This window comes from Pseudomonas sp. 478, from assembly GCF_003254125.1.
Taxonomy (GTDB): domain Bacteria; phylum Pseudomonadota; class Gammaproteobacteria; order Pseudomonadales; family Pseudomonadaceae; genus Aquipseudomonas.
In genome coordinates, this window is sequence record NZ_QKZG01000008.1 from 306174 (window position 1) to 325830 (window position 19657).

Genomic DNA, 19657 nt, shown 5'->3' on the forward strand with positions numbered 1-19657 from the left:
TCAAAGTTAAAGCAGGTTTACGACTGCTTCGCAGCCGAACGGGGATAAATCCCCTCGCCACACGGGCTCGCCCCCACATTAGATGAGGCCCCCATGAACAACGCTCTGAACCAGTTGCAGCCCTACCCGTTCGAGAAGCTCCGCGCCCTGCTCGGCAGCGTCACGCCAAACCCGGACAAGCGCGCCATTGCGCTGTCCATTGGTGAGCCGAAACACCGTTCGCCGAGCTTTGTCGCCGAAGCCCTGGCAAGCAATCTGGATAAGATGGCCGTGTACCCGACCACCCTCGGCATTCCGGCCCTGCGTGAAGCCATCGTCGCGTGGTGCGAACGTCGTTTCAGCGTTCCGCACGGCTGGCTCGACCCGGCGCGCAATGTGCTGCCGGTCAACGGCACTCGTGAAGCGCTGTTCGCCTTCACCCAGACCGTGGTCAATCGTGGCGACGATGCCCTGGTGGTCAGCCCAAACCCGTTCTATCAAATCTACGAAGGCGCCGCGTTCCTCGCCGGAGCCAAGCCGCATTACCTGCCGTGCCTGGACGAAAACGGCTTCAACCCGGATTTCGACGCGGTTTCCCCAGACATCTGGAAACGCTGCCAGATCCTGTTCCTGTGCTCGCCAGGCAACCCGACCGGCGCATTGATCCCGGTTGAAACCCTGAAAAAACTGATCGCCCTCGCCGACGAATACGACTTCGTGATCGCCGCCGACGAGTGCTACAGCGAACTGTACTTCGACGAACAAACCCCGCCGGCCGGCCTGCTCAGCGCCTGCGTGGAACTGGGCCGCAAGGACTTCAAGCGCTGCGTGGTGTTCCATAGCCTGTCCAAGCGTTCCAACCTGCCAGGTCTGCGCTCCGGTTTTGTTGCCGGTGACGCCGACATCCTCAAGGGCTTCCTGCTGTACCGCACCTACCACGGCTGCGCGATGCCGGTTCAGACCCAACTGGCCAGCGTTGCTGCATGGGATGACGAAGTGCACGTGCGCGCCAACCGTGCGCTGTATCGCGAGAAGTACGATGCGGTGCTGGAAATCCTCAGCCCGGTGATGGATGTGCAGCGTCCGGACGGCGGTTTCTATTTGTGGCCGAATGTTGAAGGCGATGATGAGGCGTTCTGCCGTGATCTGTTCGTTGAAGAACACGTGACCGTGGTGCCCGGATCTTATCTGTCTCGCGAAGTTGATGGCTTCAATCCGGGAGCCGGACGCGTGCGATTGGCACTGGTCGCGCCGCTGGCCGAATGTGTAGAAGCAGCCAAGAGAATTCGCGAATTTATTATCCGAAACAAGTAAATATCCCTGCCCGCACTGTGCAACGCAGTGCGGGCACTCTTATATTGGCTGTGGGCAAACGGACGCACCTCAAGACCGCGTCTATAGACGGCTCCGACGATGCCGCGCAGCAACTGCGGCAAGGCCATGCAGGCGATTTGCATAAAGTGCGGTTCCCAGACAATCGACAGCATTGAATGCCACATTAGCCGCTTAGACTGCGGGCGGGCCGTTGCTCCAATGTCGCACGCAATAGCTGATCGCCATGACCCACAGACAAACCCGACCACGACCGACGCGAAACCGTCCGGTCATGGCATAATCCGTCACCTTTTATTTTCAGCACCTGCAAAGGGGGCAATTCCTTGACCGTTTCAAGCAAAACGTTGCACCTTTTCGGCATCAAAGCCTGCGACACCATGAAAAAGGCGCGCACCTGGCTCGATGAACACGCTGTCAGCTATGACTTCCATGATTACAAAGCGGTCGGAATCGACCGTGAACACCTGACCCAATGGTGCAACGAGCACGGTTGGCAAGTGGTGTTGAACCGTGCAGGCACGACCTTTCGCAAGCTCGACGACGAACGCAAAACCGATCTCGACCAGCCGAAAGCCATCGAACTGATGCTCGCACAACCCTCGATGATCAAGCGCCCGGTGCTTGATCTCGGTGACCGAACCCTGATTGGCTTCAAGCCAGATATCTACGCGGCAGCGCTCAAGTAAGGCAGCCCGTTCCATTTTGTTAGAGGTATCAACATGTCCACTACCCTGTTCAGCCTGGCCTTTGGTGTCGGCACTCAAAACCGTCAAGGCGCATGGCTGGAAGTGTTTTACGCTCAGCCGCTGCTCAACCCTTCGGCCGAACTCGTCGCGACCATCGCACCGGTTCTGGGCTACACCGAAGGCAATCAGGCCATCACGTTCACTACCGCTCAGGCCTCGCAACTGGCTGAGGCCCTGAAAAGCGTCGACGCTGCCCAGGCTGCCTTGCTGACCCGTCTGGCCGAGAGTCACAAGCCGCTGGTCGCGACCATTCTGGCCGAAGACGCTCAGTTGACCTCCACCCCTGAGGCCTACCTCAAGCTGCACCTGCTGTCCCATCGCCTGGTCAAGCCGCACGGCCTGAACCTGGCGGGTGTATTCCCGTTGCTGCCGAACGTGGCATGGACCAGCCAGGGCGCAATCGACCTGGCCGAACTGGCCGAGCATCAACTGGAAGCCCGTCTGCGTGGCGAGCTGCTGGAAGTGTTCTCGGTGGACAAGTTCCCGAAAATGACCGACTACGTGGTTCCGGCCGGCGTGCGTATCGCTGACGCGGCACGTATTCGTCTGGGCGCCTACGTCGGCGAAGGCACCACCGTGATGCACGAGGGTTTCGTCAACTTCAACGCTGGCACCGAAGGCCCGGGCATGATCGAAGGCCGCGTTTCCGCTGGCGTATTCGTCGGCAAGGGTTCGGACCTGGGCGGCGGTTGCTCGACCATGGGCACCCTGTCGGGCGGCGGCAACATCGTGATCAAGGTTGGCGAAGGCTGCCTGATTGGCGCGAACGCCGGTATCGGCATTCCATTGGGCGATCGCAACACCGTTGAGTCGGGCCTGTACGTGACCGCGGGTACCAAAGTGGCACTGCTGGACGAAAACAACAAACTGGTCAAAGTTGTGAAGGCCCGTGAACTGGCCGGTCAACCCGACCTGCTGTTCCGTCGCAATTCGGAGACCGGTGCCGTGGAATGCAAAACCCACAAATCGGCGATCGAACTGAACGAAGCGCTGCACGCTCACAACTGATTGTTGCAGCAACCCAACCGATCAACTGTGGGAGCGGGCTTGCTCGCGAAGCTTTTGGCGACCTCAAGGACGCCTTCGCGAGCAAGCTCGCTCCCACAGGGTCAGGCGTACACCCGCCCATGTTTAACAGGGCTCGATAGCATGATGATTGCCTCTCCCTGGCGCGCCGATTTTCCGGCCATCGCCGCATTGCAACGGCAAGACCAGACGTATCTGGACAACGCCGCCACCACGCAAAAACCTCAAGCCCTGCTGGATGCCCTGGCGCATTACTACGCCAACGGCGCGGCTAACGTGCATCGGGCGCAACACCTGCCCGGCGCCCACGCCACCCAGGCGTTCGAGGCCAGCCGCAGCAAAGTCGCCCATTGGCTCAATGCCGGCGATTGCGGGCAGATCATCTTTACCCACGGCGCAACATCTGCGCTGAACCTCCTGGCTTACGGCCTGGAACATCTTTTCAATCCGGGCGATGAAGTTGTCATCAGCGCCCTGGAGCATCACGCCAACCTGTTGCCATGGCAGCAACTGGCCCACCGTCGCGACCTGAAGCTGGTGATCCTGCCACTGGACGCCGACGGTTTGATCGACCTTGATGCTGCCACGCAGTTGATCGGTCCGCGAACCCGCTTGCTGGCGGTCAGTCAGCTGTCCAACGTGCTCGGCGCCTGGCAGCCGTTGCCCGCCCTCTTGTCGATGGCCAAGGCGCATAACGCGCTGACCGTGGTCGATGGCGCCCAAGGCGTGGTGCATGGCCGGCACGACGTGCAGGGGCTGGGTTGCGACTTCTATGTGTTTTCCAGCCACAAGCTCTACGGCCCCGATGGACTGGGCGTGCTGTTCGGTCGCAATGAAGCGCTTGAGCAACTGCGCCACTGGCAATTCGGCGGCGAAATGGTGCTGGATGCGGATTACCACAGCGCACGGTTCCGCCCGGCGCCGCTGGGTTTTGAGGCGGGTACGCCGCCGATTGCCGGTGTGATTGGTCTGGGGGCGACGCTGGATTATCTTGCGGGGCTCGATCAGGACGCGGTTTGCGCCCATGAAGCAGCGTTGCATGACTATTTGCTCAAAGGCCTTGAAGCGCGCAGCGGCATTCGGTTGCTGGGCAAGCCGCAACTGGCGCTGGCCAGTTTTGTCGTCGAGGGTGTGCATAACTCTGATTTGGCGCATTTGCTGACCGAACAAGGGATTGCGGTGCGCGCCGGTCATCACTGCGCCATGCCGTTGCTGAAAAGCTTTGAATTGGCCGGGGCGATTCGGGTGTCGTTGGCGCTGTACAACGATTCCGAAGATTTGGAACGGTTCTTTGAAGCGCTGGATCAGGCGCTGGAGTTGTTGCGATGAACTTGCCTGCCGATGCGGTTGCGGCGCTGGAGGTTTTTCAGAATGCTGCCGGTTGGGAACAACGGGCGCGGCTGTTGATGCAATGGGGCGACCGTCTTCCTGCTTTGAGCGATGTCGATAAAGTCGAAGCCAACCGGGTGCACGGCTGTGAAAGCCAGGTGTGGTTGGTGGGTGCGCTGGATGACGGTCACTGGCAGTTTGCCGCGAGCAGCGATGCACGATTGATTCGCGGGTTGGTGGCGTTGTTGCTGGCGCGGGTGAACGGGTTGTCGGCGGTTGAGTTGCAGCAGGTGGATTTGCCGGATTGGTTTAATCAGCTTGGACTGAGTCGTCAGCTCTCCCCTTCACGCAGCAATGGTCTCAATGCCGTGCTCCAGCGGATGAATGAGTTGGCTGGTTAATCGCCTTCGCGAGCAAGCCCGCTCCCACATTTAATTGTGTTCCCCTGAGAGAACTCGGTCGAATGTGGGAGCGGGCTTGCTCGCGAAGGCGCCATCAGCAACAACTTAAACCTCAGGCTTGACCCGATCCGCCGGTCGCCGCACCCCGGCCACAATCTTATCCACAGCCTTGGTCGCCGCGACCATGCCAAACGTCGCCGTCACCATCATCACCGCACCAAACCCTCCGGCGCAGTCGAGCTTTACACCATCACCGACAAAACTCTTCTGCAAGCAAATGCTGCCATCCGGTTTCGGGTAGCGCAGTTGTTCGGTGGAAAACACGCACGGCACGCTGTAATGGCGGGTCACGGTGCGTGAGAAGTTGTAATCCCGGCGCAAGGTCGAGCGCACTTTCGAAGCCAACGGATCATTGAAGGTCCGGTTCAAATCGCACACCTGAATCAACGTCGGATCAATCTGTCCGCCCGCACCGCCGGTGGTGATGATCTGGATCTTGCGGCGCTTGCACCAGGCAATCAGCGCCGCCTTGGCATTCACGCTGTCGATGCAATCAATGACGCAGTCGATGTTCGGCGTGATGTATTCGGCCATGGTCTCGCGGGTGACGAAGTCCGCCACCGCGTGCACGGTGCAGTCCGGGTTGATCCCGCGCAGGCGCTCGGCCATCACGTCAACCTTGGGTTTGCCGACGGTGCTGTCCAGCGCGTGCAACTGACGGTTGGCGTTGCTGACGCAGACGTCGTCCAGGTCAAACAGCGAAATCTCGCCCACGCCACAACGGGCGACGGCTTCCGCCGCCCAGGAACCGACGCCACCGACGCCGACGATCGCCACGTGGGCCGCGCGCAAACGCTCCAGGCCGTCGATGCCATACAAACGGGCGATGCCTGCAAACCGCGGATCTTCTGTACTCATGACCATTACCCCAAAAACCGGCGCGCATTATAGGGCCGTCAGCGGCCAAGAGCATCTTTGGGCTATGAACGGGCGTCTTTACCTCTTTAATCAGCCTACACAGAACCAAGATTTAACCTACAAGGTCCAACTGAAGAACTTAAACCGAGTTGGAGTGCCCAACGTCCGGCATTTCCCTGTCCGCTGTACGGTCAGTGAACGCCCGGTGTAGGATGCGCGCCCCCAGCCTCTTGGCAATCGGCCGCCGACCGTTCCTTCGTTCAGCAGCCCCTGGAACCTGAAATAGCTATGTCATCGCGTAAATTTGGACTCAACCTGGTCGTGGTGCTCGCCATCGCAGCCTTGTTTACCGGCTTCTGGGCGCTGATCAATCGCCCGGTCACCGCCCCCAACTGGCCTGAACAGATCTCCGGCTTTTCGTACTCGCCGTTCCAGCAAGGGCAGTACCCACAAAAAGAGCAATACCCGACCGACGATGAAATGCGTCGCGATCTGGAGATCATGAGCAAGCTGACGGACAACATCCGTACTTACTCGGTCGATGGCAGCCTGGGTGATATTCCCAGGCTCGCCGAAGAATTCGGTCTGCGCGTAACGCTGGGTATCTGGATCAGCCCGGACCGTGAGCGCAACGAGCGTGAAATCCTGCGCGCCATCGACCTGGCCAATACCTCCCGCAGCGTGGTTCGCGTGGTAGTGGGTAACGAGGCGATCTTCCGTAAGGAAATTACCGCCGCCGAACTGAGCGTGATCCTTGATCGCGTCCGCGCGGCAGTGAAAGTACCGGTGACGACCTCCGAGCAATGGCACGTCTGGGAAGAAAACCCGAGCCTGGCCAAGCACGTCGACCTGATCGCCGCCCACATCCTGCCGTACTGGGAACATGTTCCGATGGAACAGTCCGGGCAGTTCGTACTCGACCGGGCCCGTGACCTGAAAAAGATGTTCCCGAAAAAACCGCTGCTGCTGTCGGAAGTCGGCTGGCCGAGCAACGGCCGTATGCGCGGTGGCGCCGACGCGTCGCCGGCAGACCAGGCGATTTATCTGCGGACCTTGGTCAACAAGCTCAATCGCCAGGGCTTCAACTACTTCGTGATCGAAGCCTTTGACCAACCGTGGAAGGCCAGTGACGAAGGTTCCGTGGGCGCTTACTGGGGCGTTTTCAACGCCGCGCGCCAGCAGAAATTCAACTTTGAAGGCCCGGTCGTCGCGATCCCGCAATGGCGCGTGCTGGCCATCGGTTCGGTGGTGTTGGCTCTGCTGTCCCTGACCCTGCTGATGATCGACGGCTCGGCCTTGCGTCAACGTGGCCGCACCTTCCTGACCTTCATCGCGTTCCTCTGCGGTTCGGTGCTGGTATGGATCGGTTACGACTACAGTCAGCAATACAGCACCTGGTTCAGCCTGACGGTGGGCTTCTTGCTTGCCCTCGGCGCACTCGGGGTGTTTATCGTGTTGCTGACCGAGGCGCATGAGCTGGCGGAAGCGGTCTGGACCCACAAACGCCGGCGTGAATTCCTGCCGGTGGTGGGCGATTCGGACTACCGACCGAAAGTCTCGATTCACGTACCTTGCTACAACGAGCCACCGGAGATGGTCAAACAGACCCTCAACGCCCTGGCCAACCTCGACTATCCGGACTTCGAAGTCCTGATCATCGACAACAACACCAAGGACCCGGCGGTCTGGGAACCGGTGCGCGATTATTGCGAAACCCTCGGCCCGCGCTTCAAGTTCTTCCACGTCGCGCCATTGGCCGGCTTCAAGGGTGGCGCGCTGAATTACCTGATTCCGCACACCGCCAAGGATGCCGAAGTCATTGCGGTGATCGACTCGGACTACTGCGTCGACCCGAATTGGCTCAAGCACATGGTGCCGCACTTCGCCGACCCGAAAATCGCCGTGGTGCAGTCGCCACAGGATTACCGCGACCAGAACGAAAGCACCTTCAAGAAGCTCTGCTACGCGGAATACAAAGGCTTCTTCCACATCGGCATGGTTACCCGTAACGACCGTGACGCGATCATTCAGCACGGCACCATGACCATGACCCGGCGCTCGGTGCTCGAGGAACTGGGCTGGGCCGACTGGTGCATCTGTGAAGACGCCGAGTTGGGTTTGCGCGTGTTCGAGAAAGGCTTGTCAGCGGCGTATTACCACACCAGCTACGGCAAAGGCCTGATGCCCGATACCTTTATCGACTTCAAGAAACAGCGTTTCCGCTGGGCTTACGGTGCGATTCAGATCATCAAGCGTCACACCGCCAGTTTGCTGCGCGGCAAGGACACTGAGCTGACCCGTGGCCAGCGTTACCACTTCCTCGCGGGCTGGTTGCCGTGGGTGGCGGATGGCATGAACATCTTCTTCACCGTGGGCGCCCTGTTGTGGTCGGCGGCGATGATCATCGTGCCGCAACGGGTCGATCCACCGTTGTTGATTTTCGCGATCCCGCCATTGGCACTGTTCGTGTTCAAGGTTGGCAAGATCATCTTCCTGTACCGCCGTGCGGTCGGGGTCAACCTGAAGGATGCATTCTGCGCGGCACTGGCCGGTCTGGCGTTGTCGCACACCATCGCCAAAGCGGTGCTGTACGGTTTCTTCACCAGCAGCATTCCGTTCTTCCGCACCCCGAAAAACGCCGATAACCACGGCTTCTGGGTGGCGATTTCGGAAGCTCGCGAAGAAATGTTCATCATGCTGCTGTTGTGGAGCGCGGCGCTGGGGATTTTCGTGGTGAACGGCATGCCGAGCAACGACATGCGCTTCTGGGTGACCATGTTGCTCGTGCAGTCGCTGCCGTACCTGGCGGCGCTGATCATGGCGTTCTTGTCTTCGCTGCCGAAACCGGCGGTCGAGGGCGAGACGGCTCCGGCGGTCTAAATCGTTCCAGATGCACTAAACGGCGGCCAATGGCCGCCGTTTTGCTTTAAGATAACCGCCATTTTGCAGGGCTTGGCCGGGCACGTATCAACGGCCGAACGCCATACCTGTGGGAGCGGGCTTGCTCGCGAAGCTTTTGGCGTCAGTGATGGCCCCTTCGCGAGCAAGCCCGCTCCCACATTTAGCCCGCGCCCATATTTCATGTTTTCGGAGTTTCCCATGACGGCCCACGCCGACCTTTCGCCGACCCTTCAACTCGCCATCGACCTGATCCGCCGTCCGTCCGTGACGCCGGTCGACGCCGATTGCCAGAAGCAGATGATGCAGCGCCTGGGCGATGCCGGTTTTGCGCTCGAGCCAATGCGCATCGAAGATGTGGATAACTTCTGGGCGACCCACGGTAAACACGACGGCCCGGTACTGTGCTTCGCCGGCCACACCGACGTGGTGCCGACCGGCCCGGTGACCGCCTGGCAGATCGATCCGTTCAACGCGGTGATCGATGAACACGGCATGCTCTGCGGCCGTGGCGCGGCAGACATGAAAGGCAGCCTCGCCTCCATGACCGTGGCGGCCGAGCGTTTCGTCGCCGACTACCCGGATCACAAGGGCAAGGTCGCTTTCCTGATCACCAGCGACGAAGAAGGCCCGGCGCACCACGGCACCAAAGCTGTGATCGAACGCCTTGCCGCCCGTAAGGAGCGTCTGGACTGGTGCATCGTCGGCGAACCGTCGAGCACTACCCTGGTGGGCGACGTGGTCAAGAACGGCCGTCGCGGCTCCCTCGGTGCCAAACTGACCGTGCGCGGCGTGCAAGGCCACGTGGCGTATCCGCACCTGGCGAAAAACCCGATCCACCTCGCCGCCCCGGCACTGGCCGAACTGGCCGCCGAGCACTGGGACCACGGCAACGATTTCTTCCCGCCGACCAGCTTCCAGATCTCCAACGTGAACTCCGGCACTGGCGCGACCAACGTGATTCCGGGTGATCTGGTGGCGGTGTTCAACTTCCGCTTCTCCACCGAATCCACCGTGGAAGGCCTGCAAAAGCGCGTCGCTGACATCCTCGACAAGCATGGCCTGGACTGGCACATCGACTGGGCGCTGTCCGGCCTGCCGTTCCTCACCGAACCGGGTGCATTGCTGGATGCCGTTGCGTCGAGCATCAAGGACATCACCGGTCGTGAAACCAAAGCGTCCACCAGCGGCGGCACCTCCGACGGGCGCTTCATTGCGACCATGGGGACTCAGGTGGTTGAACTGGGCCCGGTCAACGCAACGATCCACCAGGTCAACGAGCGTGTACTGGCTGCCGACCTCGATGTGCTGACCGAAATCTACTACCAGACCCTGATCAAGTTGCTCGCCTGATGCTCGCCTGCCCGATCTGCAGTGAACCGCTGAACGCGGTGGACAACGGCGTGGCCTGCCCCGCCGGGCATCGTTTCGACCGTGCGCGTCAGGGTTACCTGAACCTGTTGCCGGTGCAGCACAAGAACAGCCGCGACCCTGGGGATAACCTGGCGATGGTCGAAGCCCGCCGCGATTTCTTGAACGCCGGCCATTACGCGCCGGTGGCCAAGCGACTGGCAGAACTGGCCGCTCAGTACGCGCCGCAGCGCTGGCTGGACATCGGTTGTGGCGAGGGTTACTACACCGCGCAAATCGCCGAGGCTTTGCCAAACGCCGACGGTTACGCGCTGGACATCTCCCGGGAAGCCGTCAAACGCGCCTGCAAACGCAACCCGCAACTGACCTGGTTGATCGCCAGCATGGCGCGGGTGCCGTTGGCTTCCGGCAGCTGCCAGTTTCTCGCCAGCGTCTTCAGCCCGCTGGACTGGGAAGAAGCCAAGCGCCTGCTCAGCCCCGGCGGCGGCTTGATGAAAGTCGGGCCGACCAGCGGCCATCTGATGGAATTGCGTGAGCGTCTGTACGACGAAGTCCGTGAATACACCGACGACAAGCATCTGGCCCTTGTGCCTGAAGGCATGACGCTGCAACACAGTGAAACCCTGGAATTCAAACTGACGCTGGAAAAGGGACAGGACCGTGCAAACCTGTTGGCCATGACACCCCACGGCTGGCGCGCCAGTGCCGAACGCCGGGCGGCGGTCATCGAACAGGTCGAGCCGTTCGAGGTCACTGTTTCAATGCGCTACGATTACTTCGTACTTCAATAATTTTTAATTTTTTGGTCTTCGGCATTTGCCGTAGACCGGCTAAATCCGCGAATGGATTTTTCAGACCCGCAGTGAGGACATCCATGCGCCAACCCGATATCGAGATTTACCTGAAAGACGCCGACGTCGACTACAAGGCCGTCGCGGCCTGGCTCGGCACTGCTTTGGGCCCATGCACCGACTGGGTCCAGAAAGGCCAGACCTACAAGTGCAAGGCCGGCAACGTGTCGGTCACCTGGCTGCCGAAAGCCGTGGGCAAATGGAACAGCCTGTTCCTGGACAGCGACCAGACCCCGTGGGAAGACGACATCGCCTGCGCCCGCGCAGCGTTTGCCGCGCTGAATGTCGAAGTGCGTTGCGCACCGGGTAGCTGGGTCGAGGAAGAAGGTGAGGAGACCGCCGATCGCTGGATGCGCATCAGCGCGGATGGTGAAGAAGAGATCACCTGGAAAACTGTTTAACAGCAGAACGGAGTCGATCACAAAACCGTGAGCGATGCCGATCAAATGTGGGAGCGGGCTTGCTCGCGAATGCGGTGTAACAATCAACATTTATGCTGACTGACACACCGCATTCGCGAGCAAGCCCGCTCCCACATTGGTTTTGTGTGATCTGAAAATTGGATTTACAGACCTACAACGTCTTCAGCCTGCAAACCCTTCTCGCCAGTCACCACGCCGTATTCCACCTGCTGACCTTCAGCCAGCGAGCGGTGCCCCTCGCCGCGGATCGCGCGGTAGTGCACGAACACGTCCACCCCGTCCTCGCGCTGAATGAAGCCATAACCTTTGGCGTCGTTGAACCACTTCACATTGCCGGTTTCGCGCGTAGCCATGTCAGTCCCCCCCTTGTTTTTATTTTGAACGGCCGAGTATATGACAGCCGCCAAAACTCTCAACTCACTTTACTTAGCCGCTTTTTTGCCGATTTTCGGCGAATACGGCACACTAGGGGGCGTTCTCAATGAGTTTTCACGCCGCGCCGGGTCTGCTGTTGTGCAGGGCAAGGCGCGAGAAGCGTGGTTTGGTCATTCCAAATAAGCTTCGAGCAACGCAGCCCTGCACAACAGCAGGCCCGGCCCTTCGGGTTGTGCCTTAAAGCGGGCCAGGCTGCGTTGCAGGCCTTGGAAAGGGAACAACCATTCCCAGCGGCCTGCGCCTTGCCTGGCCCGCTTTAAGGCGACAACGCGGCGTGAAAACTCATTGAGAACGCCCCCTACGACCGCCCGAGCATTTGCTCGGTTTTTTCCACTCATGCAGAAGCCGTATGACCCGCTCCCCGTTCCGCCGTCTTGTGTTTGGCACCCTGCGTCGACTGTTGTACCTCTGGGTTCGCTCGGAGACGATCAATCAGTCGTCGTTCACCCTCAACCTCGACCGCAGCCGCCCGGTGTTCTACGTCCTGCAAAACCCTTCGCTGACCGACCTGGCCGTGGTCGATACCGAATGCAGCAAGGCCGGCCTGCCGCGCCCGGTGTTGCCGGTCTCGGTAGGTACGCTTGAGGAACCCGCCGCGTTCTTTTACCTGACGCCAGAACCCGATTGGCTTGGCCGCCAGGACAAACGCGGCGCGCCGCCGACCCTGACTCGCCTGGTCAGCGCCTTGAGCCAGAGCGCCGCCGAAGACGCGCAGATCATTCCGGTCAGCGTGTTCTGGGGCCAGTCGCCGGACAGCGAGTCGAGCCCGTGGAAACTGCTCTTCGCCGACAGCTGGGCGGTCACCGGACGCCTGCGTCGGTTGCTGAGCATCATTGTGCTGGGGCGCAAAACCCGCGTTCAGTTCTCCGCGCCGATCCATTTGCGCGAGCTGATCGACCACAACAAGGGCCACGAGCGCACCGTGCGCATGGCCCAGCGAATTCTGCGGGTGCACTTCCGCAACTTGAAAGCCGCGGTGATCGGCCCGGACATTTCCCACCGTCGCAACCTGGTCAAAGGCCTGCTCAATCAGCCCTTGGTCAAGCAAGCGATCCTCGACGAAGCCGAGCGTGAAAACATCTCCCCGGAGAAAGCCAAGGCCCAGGCCCTGCGCTATGGCAACGAGATCGCCTCCGACTACACCTACACCGCAATCCGCTTCATGGAAGTGGTGTTGAGCTGGTTCTGGAACAAGATCTACGACGGTATCAAGGTCAACAACATCGAAGGCGTGCAAAAGGTCGCACCGGGTTACGAAGTGATTTATGTACCGTGCCACCGTAGCCACATCGACTACCTGCTGCTGTCCTATCTGCTGTTCCGCAATGGCCTGACCCCACCGCACATCGCCGCCGGGATCAACCTCAACATGCCGGGAATCGGCGGCCTGCTGCGACGCGGCGGTGCGTTCTTCATGCGCCGCACCTTCAAGGGCAACCCGCTCTACACCTCGGTGTTCAACGAGTACTTGCACACCCTGTTCACCAAAGGCTTCCCGGTGGAGTACTTCGTCGAGGGTGGCCGTTCGCGCACCGGGCGCATGCTGCAACCGAAAACCGGGATGCTGGCGATCACCCTGCGCAGCTTCTTGCGTTCATCGCGGATGCCGATCGTTTTCATCCCGGTCTACATCGGCTATGAGCGTGTGCTGGAAGGCCGGACCTACCTTGGCGAACTGCGGGGGGCGACCAAGAAGAAAGAATCGATCTTCGACATCTTCAAAGTCATCGGCGCCCTCAAGCAGCGTTTTGGCCAGGTCGCGGTGAACTTCGGCGAGCCGATCAAACTGGCGGAATTCCTCGACAGCGAGCAGCCGGACTGGCGTCAACAGGAACTCGGTCCGCAGTTCAAACCGGCATGGCTCAACGAAACCACCAACCGCCTCGGCGAGAAAGTCGCGCAGCACCTGAACGAAGCCGCGGCGATCAACCCGGTCAACCTCGTGGCGCTGGCGCTGCTGTCCACCAGCCGTCTCGCGCTGGATGATCGCGCCATGGCGCGGGTACTCGATTTGTACCTGGCGCTGTTGCGCAAGGTCCCGTACTCGCCGCACACCACGTTGCCGGAAGGTGACGGCCGGGCGCTGATCGAGCATGTGAAGGACATGGACCTGCTGTCCGAGCAGAGCGATGCCCTGGGCAAGATTTTGTACCTGGACGAGCAGAACGCCGTCCTGATGACCTACTACCGCAACAACGTTTTGCACATCTTCGCCTTGCCGGCGCTGCTGGCGAGCTTCTTCCAGAGCGCCTCGCGCATGAGCCGTGAACAGATCCTGCGCTACACCCGTGCGCTCTATCCGTACTTGCAATCGGAGCTGTTCATTCGCTGGTCGCTGGACGAACTGGATGCGGTGATCGATCAATGGCTCGAAGCCTTCGTCGAGCAAGGTCTACTGCGTTTCGAGAACGACGTCTACCTGCGGCCAGCGCCGAGCTCGCGGCATTTCGTACTGCTGACGCTGCTATCGAAGAGCATCGCCCAGACCCTGCAACGTTTCTACATGACGGTCTCGCTGCTGCTCAATAGCGGTCAGAACAGCATCAGCGCCGAGGAGCTGGAAGACTTGTGCACGGTCATGGCCCAGCGCCTGTCGATCCTCCATGGCCTCAACGCCCCGGAGTTTTTCGACAAGAGCCTGTTCCGCCACTTCATCCAGACCCTGCTCGACCTCGACGTGCTCAAGCGCGACGAGGCCGGCAAGCTGAGCTATCACGAACTGCTCGGCGAACTGGCCGAAGGTGCGGCCAAGCGAGTGTTGCCGGCGGAGATTCGCTTGTCGATCCGTCAGGTCGCGTTGCATCGCAGTGAAGATGCGGCGGATCAAGTTTAGTTGCGATTAGCGGTAACTTTCTGACAACGATTATAAGAACAAGGATGTTCTTATAATCACCCAGTTATGAATTAATAGAGGCCCTCTACAACTAATCCCGATACGGATATCGCGATGAACCCATTAGAAAACACCACCCCATACGTCACCCTCACCTTTAGTTTGCCTGAAGACTATCTTCCGCCCAGCGGTGGCGAAGGCGAAACTTATATAAGCGTTCATACCGCAAACTCTTCCACCCCTATCAAAGTGGCGCAATCCCGTGAACCCGTACTGCGCAGTGGGCGCTGGAATTTTTACTTTGCACACAACTATTCCGATGTCAGCGTTAAATACCTGGTCACCGTCAGCATGACCCACAACGGCGTTCCACTGCTGATTGACCTGGACTACTTCGTGATCGTCCACCGTGCACCGCACCGGCAAACCCTACACCTTAGCCCCATCGGTCGCCTCTATCTCCAGGCACAGGAGCCTCGGGCGGTACAACCTGAACACGCTGTAACCGTTGTCGCCCACGAGCACGACGATACGGCTGCACAACTGACGCAAATACATATCAGCGAAAAAATGGCGGAGGCGTTTTACCTGGAATACGATCCGGACACTGTCGTACCTGGTAAACGCTATACGCTGGCAGCCACTGAAAATGAATACCACAATGCAATTACGGTATATCCAGGATCCGTTGTATTGAAACCCTTTGGTAGAACCTGAAAAAAGCGCCCATCAAAAGATTCATAGGGAGAAACCACCGGAAAAATCCGTTAAATTGCTGTTGGCGTTCGTCTACTTCGGGCGCCAACGACAGGGATTCAACTCATGAAAAAACTCTCGCTTCTAGGGCTTACGGCTTTACTCGCTGCATGCCAATCTATACAACCCACCGCTAAAACCAGCCTCAATGGCGAAGTTTTCTACCTGCAACGCATCGCCCTGCCGCCAAGCGCCATATTGAGCGTCAGCCTGCAGGACGTGTCCCTCGCCGACGCACCCGCCGTGATCCTCGACGAACAGAAAGGCCCGGTCAAAGGCCAGGTGCCGCTACCCTTTCATCTGAGTTACGATCCAGCGCAGGTCAAACCGGGCCATCGTTATTCGGTCAGCGCACGGATCGAAATGAATGGCGAACTGATGTTCATCACCACCGAACATCACGCCGTGCAACTGGATGGCAGCGATCCGCAGCCACTGAAAATCCGCGTCGACGCCGCCCGCTAATTCTCTATTTTGAACAAGGAAGCCGCCATGTTCCGCCCTACCCTTCGCTTCGCCAGCCTGTGCGCAGGCTTGATGATCTCTGCCAACGCTTTGGCGCTGTCGCTCAACGACCTGTCGCAAAATGACGCCACCGGCGGCCTCAAGGATGCCCTGACTCAAAGTGCGCAACTGGCTGTGAAACAACTGGGCACGCCGGGCGGCTTCAGCAACAACCCGGACATGAAAATCGAATTGCCGGGCAAACTGGGCAAAGTCGCCAGCAAGATGAAGCAGTTCGGCATGGGCGACCAGGTCGACCAGCTGGAAACCAGCATGAACAAAGCGGCTGAAACCGCCGTGACGCAAGCCCAGCCGATCCTGGTGGACGCGGTGAAGAAGATGAGCGTGGAGGACGCCAAGGGTATTCTCAGCGGCGGCAAGGACTCGGCCACTCAGTACCTGAGCAAAACCAGCCGCGAACAGATCCGCGTCAAGTTCCTGCCAATCGTCAAGCAAGCCACCGACCAGGTCGGCCTGGCCAAACAGTACAACTCGTTCGCCGGGCAAGCCGCGACGATGGGTGTGGTGGATGCGAAGAGCGCCAACATCGAAAGCTACGTGACCGAGCAGGCGTTGAACGGGTTGTTCGAAATGATTGGTAAACAGGAAGAAACCATTCGCCAGAATCCTGCGGCGGCAGCTACCAGTTTGGCGAAGAAGGTGTTTGGTACCCTCTGACATTCTTCCGTAGGAGCAAAGCTTGCTCGCGATGGCTGCACCTCGGTCTGCCATTTGGACCGAGGCGCCTGCATCGCGAGCAAGCTTTGCTCCTACAGAGGTCAGGCTGGGTCCTTTTTGATTCGGAACCACGCCGCATACAGCGCCGGCAAAAACAGCAACGTCAACGCCGTCGCCACAATCAACCCGCCCATGATCGCCACCGCCATCGGACCGAAAAACACACTGCGTGATAGCGGAATCATTGCCAGCACCGCCGCAAGTGCGGTCAACACAATCGGCCGGAAGCGCCGCACCGTGGCTTCAATAATCGCCTGCCAAGGCTTGAGCCCCGCGGCGATGTCCTGCTCGATCTGGTCCACCAGAATTACCGAGTTACGCATGATCATCCCGGACAGCGCGATGGTGCCGAGCATGGCGACGAAGCCGAACGGCTGACGGAACACCATCAGAAACAAGGTCACACCGATCAACCCCAAAGGCGCCGTCAGAAACACCATCACCGTGCGTGAGAAACTGCGCAGTTGCAGCATCAGTAACGTCAGCACCACCACGATGAAAAGCGGCACACCGGCCTTCACCGAATTCTGCCCGCGAGCTGAGTCTTCCACCGTGCCACCGACCTCCAGCAAATACCCGTCCGGCAGTTCGGCGCGAATCGGATCGAGGGTCGGCATGATCTGCTGTACCAGTGTCGCCGGTTGTTCCTTGCCGTAGATGTCAGCGCGGACCGTTACGTTCGGCAAGCGGTTGCGGTGCCAGATGATGCCTTCTTCGAAGCCGTATTCCAGGGTTGCGATTTGCGACAACGCTACGCTGCGACCGTTGTCAGTCGGCACCGCCAGGCTTGGCAGCAATGACAGTTCGGTGCGTTCGTGCAACGTGCCGCGCAACAGAATCTCAATCAACTCGTTGTCTTCACGGTACTGGCTGACGCTCGAACCGGTCAGCGAGCTTTGCAGGAACTTCGACAGGTTCGCAGTGCTCACGCCAAGCGCCCGGGCGCGGTCCTGATCGACGTTCAGATACACGACTTTGCTCGGTTCTTCCCAATCCAGATGGACGTTGACCACGTGCGGGTTCTCGCGAACCTTGGCGGCCACTTTACGGGCCAGCGCGCGGACTTCCTCGATGTGCTCACCGGTGACCCGGAACTGCATCGGATAACCCACCGGTGGCCCGTTCTCCAGACGTGTCACCCGCGCACGCAGGGCCGGGAATTGTTCCTTGAGGGCTTCGATCAGCCAGGTGCGCAGGGTTTCGCGCTCTTCGATGGTTTTGGCCAGAACGACAAACTGCGCGAAGCTCGCGGCAGGAAGTTGTTGATCCAGCGGCAGGTAAAAACGTGGCGAACCGGTGCCGACGTACGCGACGTAGTTGTCGATACCGGCGTGATCCTTGAGCAGTGCTTCGAGGCGTTTGACCTCATCGCGGGTGTTGCTCAACGAGGCGCCTTCGGCCAGTTTCAGATCGACCATCAATTCCAGACGACCCGATGCCGGGAAGAACTGTTGCGGCACGAAGCGAAACAGGATGACAGAACCGATAAACAACACGACCGTCAGGACAATGACCGTCTTGCGTCTCCGTACGCACCATTCCACCAGGCGTCTGACGCGCTGATAGAAAGGCGTGCCGTAAGGGTCGGGCTGGCCGCCGCCGGCGCCATGTTTGGCGGCATGAATCTTCGCCAGATCCGGCAAGAGTTTTTCCCCCAGATAAGGCACAAACACCACAGCGGCCACCCACGAGGCCAGCAACGCGATGGTCACCACCTGGAAGATCGAGCGCGTGTATTCGCCGGTACCCGATTGCGCAGTGGCAATCGGCAGGAAGCCGGCAGCGGTGATCAGCGTGCCGGTGAGCATCGGGAATGCGGTGCTGGTCCAGGCGAAACTGGCCGCCTTGATCCGGTCGAAGCCTTGCTCCATTTTGATCGCCATCATTTCCACGGCGATGATTGCGTCGTCCACCAACAAACCCAGCGCCAGTACCAATGCCCCGAGGGAAATCTTGTGCAGGCCGATTCCCAGGTAATACATGCAGGCGAATGTCATCGCCAATACCAAAGGAATCGCCAGCGCGACCACCATGCCGGTGCGCACGCCGAGGGAGAAGAAACTCACCAGCAGGACGATTGCCAGCGCTTCCACCAGCACCTGAACAAATTCACCGACACTGCTTTTCACGGCGGCGGGCTGATCGGAGACCTTGCGCAACTGCATACCGGCAGGAAGGTTTTTCTGGATCCGGTCGAACTCGATTTCCAGCGCCTTGCCCAGCACCAGAATGTCGCCACCGTCCTTCATGGCCACGGCCAGACCGATGGCGTTTTCTGCCATGAAGCGCATGCTCGGCGCTGGCGGATCGTTGAAACCCCGACGCACATCCGCCACATCGGCGATCCGGAAGGTGCGATCACCGACGCGGATCGGGAAGTTCTTGATCTCTTCGACCGTCTGAAAATTCCCCGAGACGCGTAGCTGCAATCGCTCGCTGGAGGTCTCGAAGAACCCGGCGGTGGACACCGCGTTCTGCTCTTCAAGGGCCTGCTGCACCGCCGACAAAGGCAGGCCGAGGGTGGCGAGTTTGACGTTGGAGAGTTCGATCCAGATCTTCTCGTCCTGTAACCCGAGCAAATCGACCTTGCCCACATCCTTGACCCGTTGCAGCTGAATCTGCACGCGGTCGGCGTAGTCCTTGAGCACCGCGTAATCAAAACCTTCGCCAGTCAGGGCGTAGATATTGCCAAACGTCGTGCCGAACTCATCATTGAAAAATGGCCCCTGGATACCCGGTGGCAGGGTTTGACGAATGTCGCTGATCTTCTTGCGAACCTGGTACCAGAGGTCCGGGATTTCCACCGAGTGCATGGAATCACGGGCAACGAACGTCACTTGGGATTCGCCCGGACGGGAGAACGAAACGATGCGTTCGTACTCGCCGGTTTCCATCAGTTTCTTTTCAATCCGCTCGGTGACCTGGCGCGACACTTCCTGCGCCGTGGCCCCCGGCCAGTTGGTCCGAATCACCATGGCCTTGAAGGTGAACGGCGGGTCTTCACTTTGGCCGAGCTTGGTGTAGGACAGTGCACCGACAATGGCCAGCAAGAGCATCAGGAACAGTACGATCTGGCGATTACGCAGCGCCCATTCGGAAAGATTGAAACCCATCG

General features: G+C 59.6%; 16 protein-coding genes. 13 read left to right on the forward strand and 3 right to left on the reverse strand.

From position 1 onward, the window contains the following. The first annotated feature begins 93 nt into the window (after positions 1–93). From dapC to DFS28_RS18920, 5 genes are all read left to right on the forward strand, one after another. Positions 94–1293 carry a succinyldiaminopimelate transaminase gene (gene dapC / locus DFS28_RS18900; RefSeq protein ID WP_111451016.1) on the forward strand — a complete coding sequence of 400 codons (1200 nt, stop codon included), beginning with the start codon at positions 94–96 and terminating at the stop codon, positions 1291–1293. A gap of 344 nt (positions 1294–1637) precedes the next feature. Then, the gene (locus tag DFS28_RS18905) at positions 1638–2000 is read left to right on the forward strand and encodes an ArsC family reductase (protein WP_134101773.1); all 363 of its coding nucleotides are present in this window, start codon (positions 1638–1640) and stop codon (positions 1998–2000) included. 33 nt (positions 2001–2033) lie between these two features. Then, a complete protein-coding gene (gene dapD / locus DFS28_RS18910; RefSeq protein WP_111451018.1) occupies positions 2034–3068 on the forward strand; it encodes a 2,3,4,5-tetrahydropyridine-2,6-dicarboxylate N-succinyltransferase in 1035 nt (344 codons plus the stop codon). 141 nt (positions 3069–3209) lie between these two features. After that, positions 3210–4415: an aminotransferase class V-fold PLP-dependent enzyme gene (locus DFS28_RS18915; RefSeq protein WP_111451019.1), complete on the forward strand. Its 1206-nt coding sequence runs from the start codon at positions 3210–3212 to the stop codon at positions 4413–4415. Beyond that, positions 4412–4816, forward strand: coding sequence for a SufE family protein (locus tag DFS28_RS18920; protein WP_111451020.1), 405 nt, complete (start codon positions 4412–4414; stop codon positions 4814–4816). Before DFS28_RS18915 ends, DFS28_RS18920 begins: the two co-directional genes overlap by 4 nt. A 105-nt stretch (positions 4817–4921) precedes the next feature. On the opposite strand, the gene tcdA is transcribed toward DFS28_RS18920, so the two are convergent. Then, on the reverse strand, positions 4922–5734 hold the full coding sequence (gene tcdA, locus DFS28_RS18925) for a tRNA cyclic N6-threonylcarbamoyladenosine(37) synthase TcdA (protein WP_371918014.1): 813 nt from the start codon (positions 5732–5734) through the stop codon (positions 4922–4924). A gap of 288 nt (positions 5735–6022) precedes the next feature. Here tcdA and DFS28_RS18930 point away from each other — a divergent pair, with 288 nt between their 5' ends. The 4 genes from DFS28_RS18930 to DFS28_RS18945 all read left to right on the forward strand — a co-directional run bounded on the left by DFS28_RS18930 (position 6023) and on the right by DFS28_RS18945 (position 11255). After that, a complete protein-coding gene (locus tag DFS28_RS18930; protein WP_111451021.1) occupies positions 6023–8614 on the forward strand; it encodes a glycosyltransferase in 2592 nt (863 codons plus the stop codon). A gap of 219 nt (positions 8615–8833) precedes the next feature. Then, positions 8834–9985: a succinyl-diaminopimelate desuccinylase gene (gene dapE / locus DFS28_RS18935; RefSeq protein WP_111451022.1), complete on the forward strand. Its 1152-nt coding sequence runs from the start codon at positions 8834–8836 to the stop codon at positions 9983–9985. After that, positions 9985–10794 (forward strand): putative RNA methyltransferase, encoded by an 810-nt coding sequence (locus tag DFS28_RS18940; RefSeq protein ID WP_056739139.1) that lies wholly within the window; start codon positions 9985–9987, stop codon positions 10792–10794. The genes dapE and DFS28_RS18940 overlap by 1 nt, the downstream gene beginning before the upstream one ends. A gap of 83 nt (positions 10795–10877) precedes the next feature. Further along, positions 10878–11255: a hypothetical protein gene (locus tag DFS28_RS18945; protein WP_008146702.1), complete on the forward strand. Its 378-nt coding sequence runs from the start codon at positions 10878–10880 to the stop codon at positions 11253–11255. 164 nt (positions 11256–11419) lie between these two features. Here the strand turns inward: DFS28_RS18945 and DFS28_RS18950 are convergent, their stop codons facing one another. Then, positions 11420–11629, reverse strand: coding sequence for a cold-shock protein (locus tag DFS28_RS18950; protein WP_008146705.1), 210 nt, complete (start codon positions 11627–11629; stop codon positions 11420–11422). Positions 11630–12060: 431 nt separating this feature from the next. On the opposite strand from DFS28_RS18950, the gene plsB reads away from it, so the two are divergent. The 4 genes from plsB (at position 12061) to DFS28_RS18970 (ending at position 16482) form a co-directional block, all read left to right on the forward strand. Next, positions 12061–14544 carry a glycerol-3-phosphate 1-O-acyltransferase PlsB gene (plsB, locus tag DFS28_RS18955; protein ID WP_111451023.1) on the forward strand — a complete coding sequence of 828 codons (2484 nt, stop codon included), beginning with the start codon at positions 12061–12063 and terminating at the stop codon, positions 14542–14544. A 114-nt stretch (positions 14545–14658) separates the two neighbouring features. Then, entirely contained in the window at positions 14659–15261 is a 603-nt protein-coding gene (locus DFS28_RS18960; RefSeq protein WP_111451024.1) for a hypothetical protein, read from the forward strand. Positions 15262–15366: 105 nt separating this feature from the next. After that, on the forward strand, positions 15367–15765 hold the full coding sequence (locus DFS28_RS18965; RefSeq protein WP_111451025.1) for a YbaY family lipoprotein: 399 nt from the start codon (positions 15367–15369) through the stop codon (positions 15763–15765). 27 nt (positions 15766–15792) lie between these two features. Beyond that, complete coding sequence (locus DFS28_RS18970; RefSeq protein ID WP_111451026.1) at positions 15793–16482, forward strand: DUF4197 domain-containing protein; 690 nt, start codon at positions 15793–15795, stop codon at positions 16480–16482. A 101-nt stretch (positions 16483–16583) separates the two neighbouring features. On the opposite strand, the gene DFS28_RS18975 is transcribed toward DFS28_RS18970, so the two are convergent. After that, a complete protein-coding gene (locus DFS28_RS18975; protein ID WP_111451027.1) occupies positions 16584–19655 on the reverse strand; it encodes an efflux RND transporter permease subunit in 3072 nt (1023 codons plus the stop codon). Positions 19656–19657: the final 2 nt, after the last annotated feature.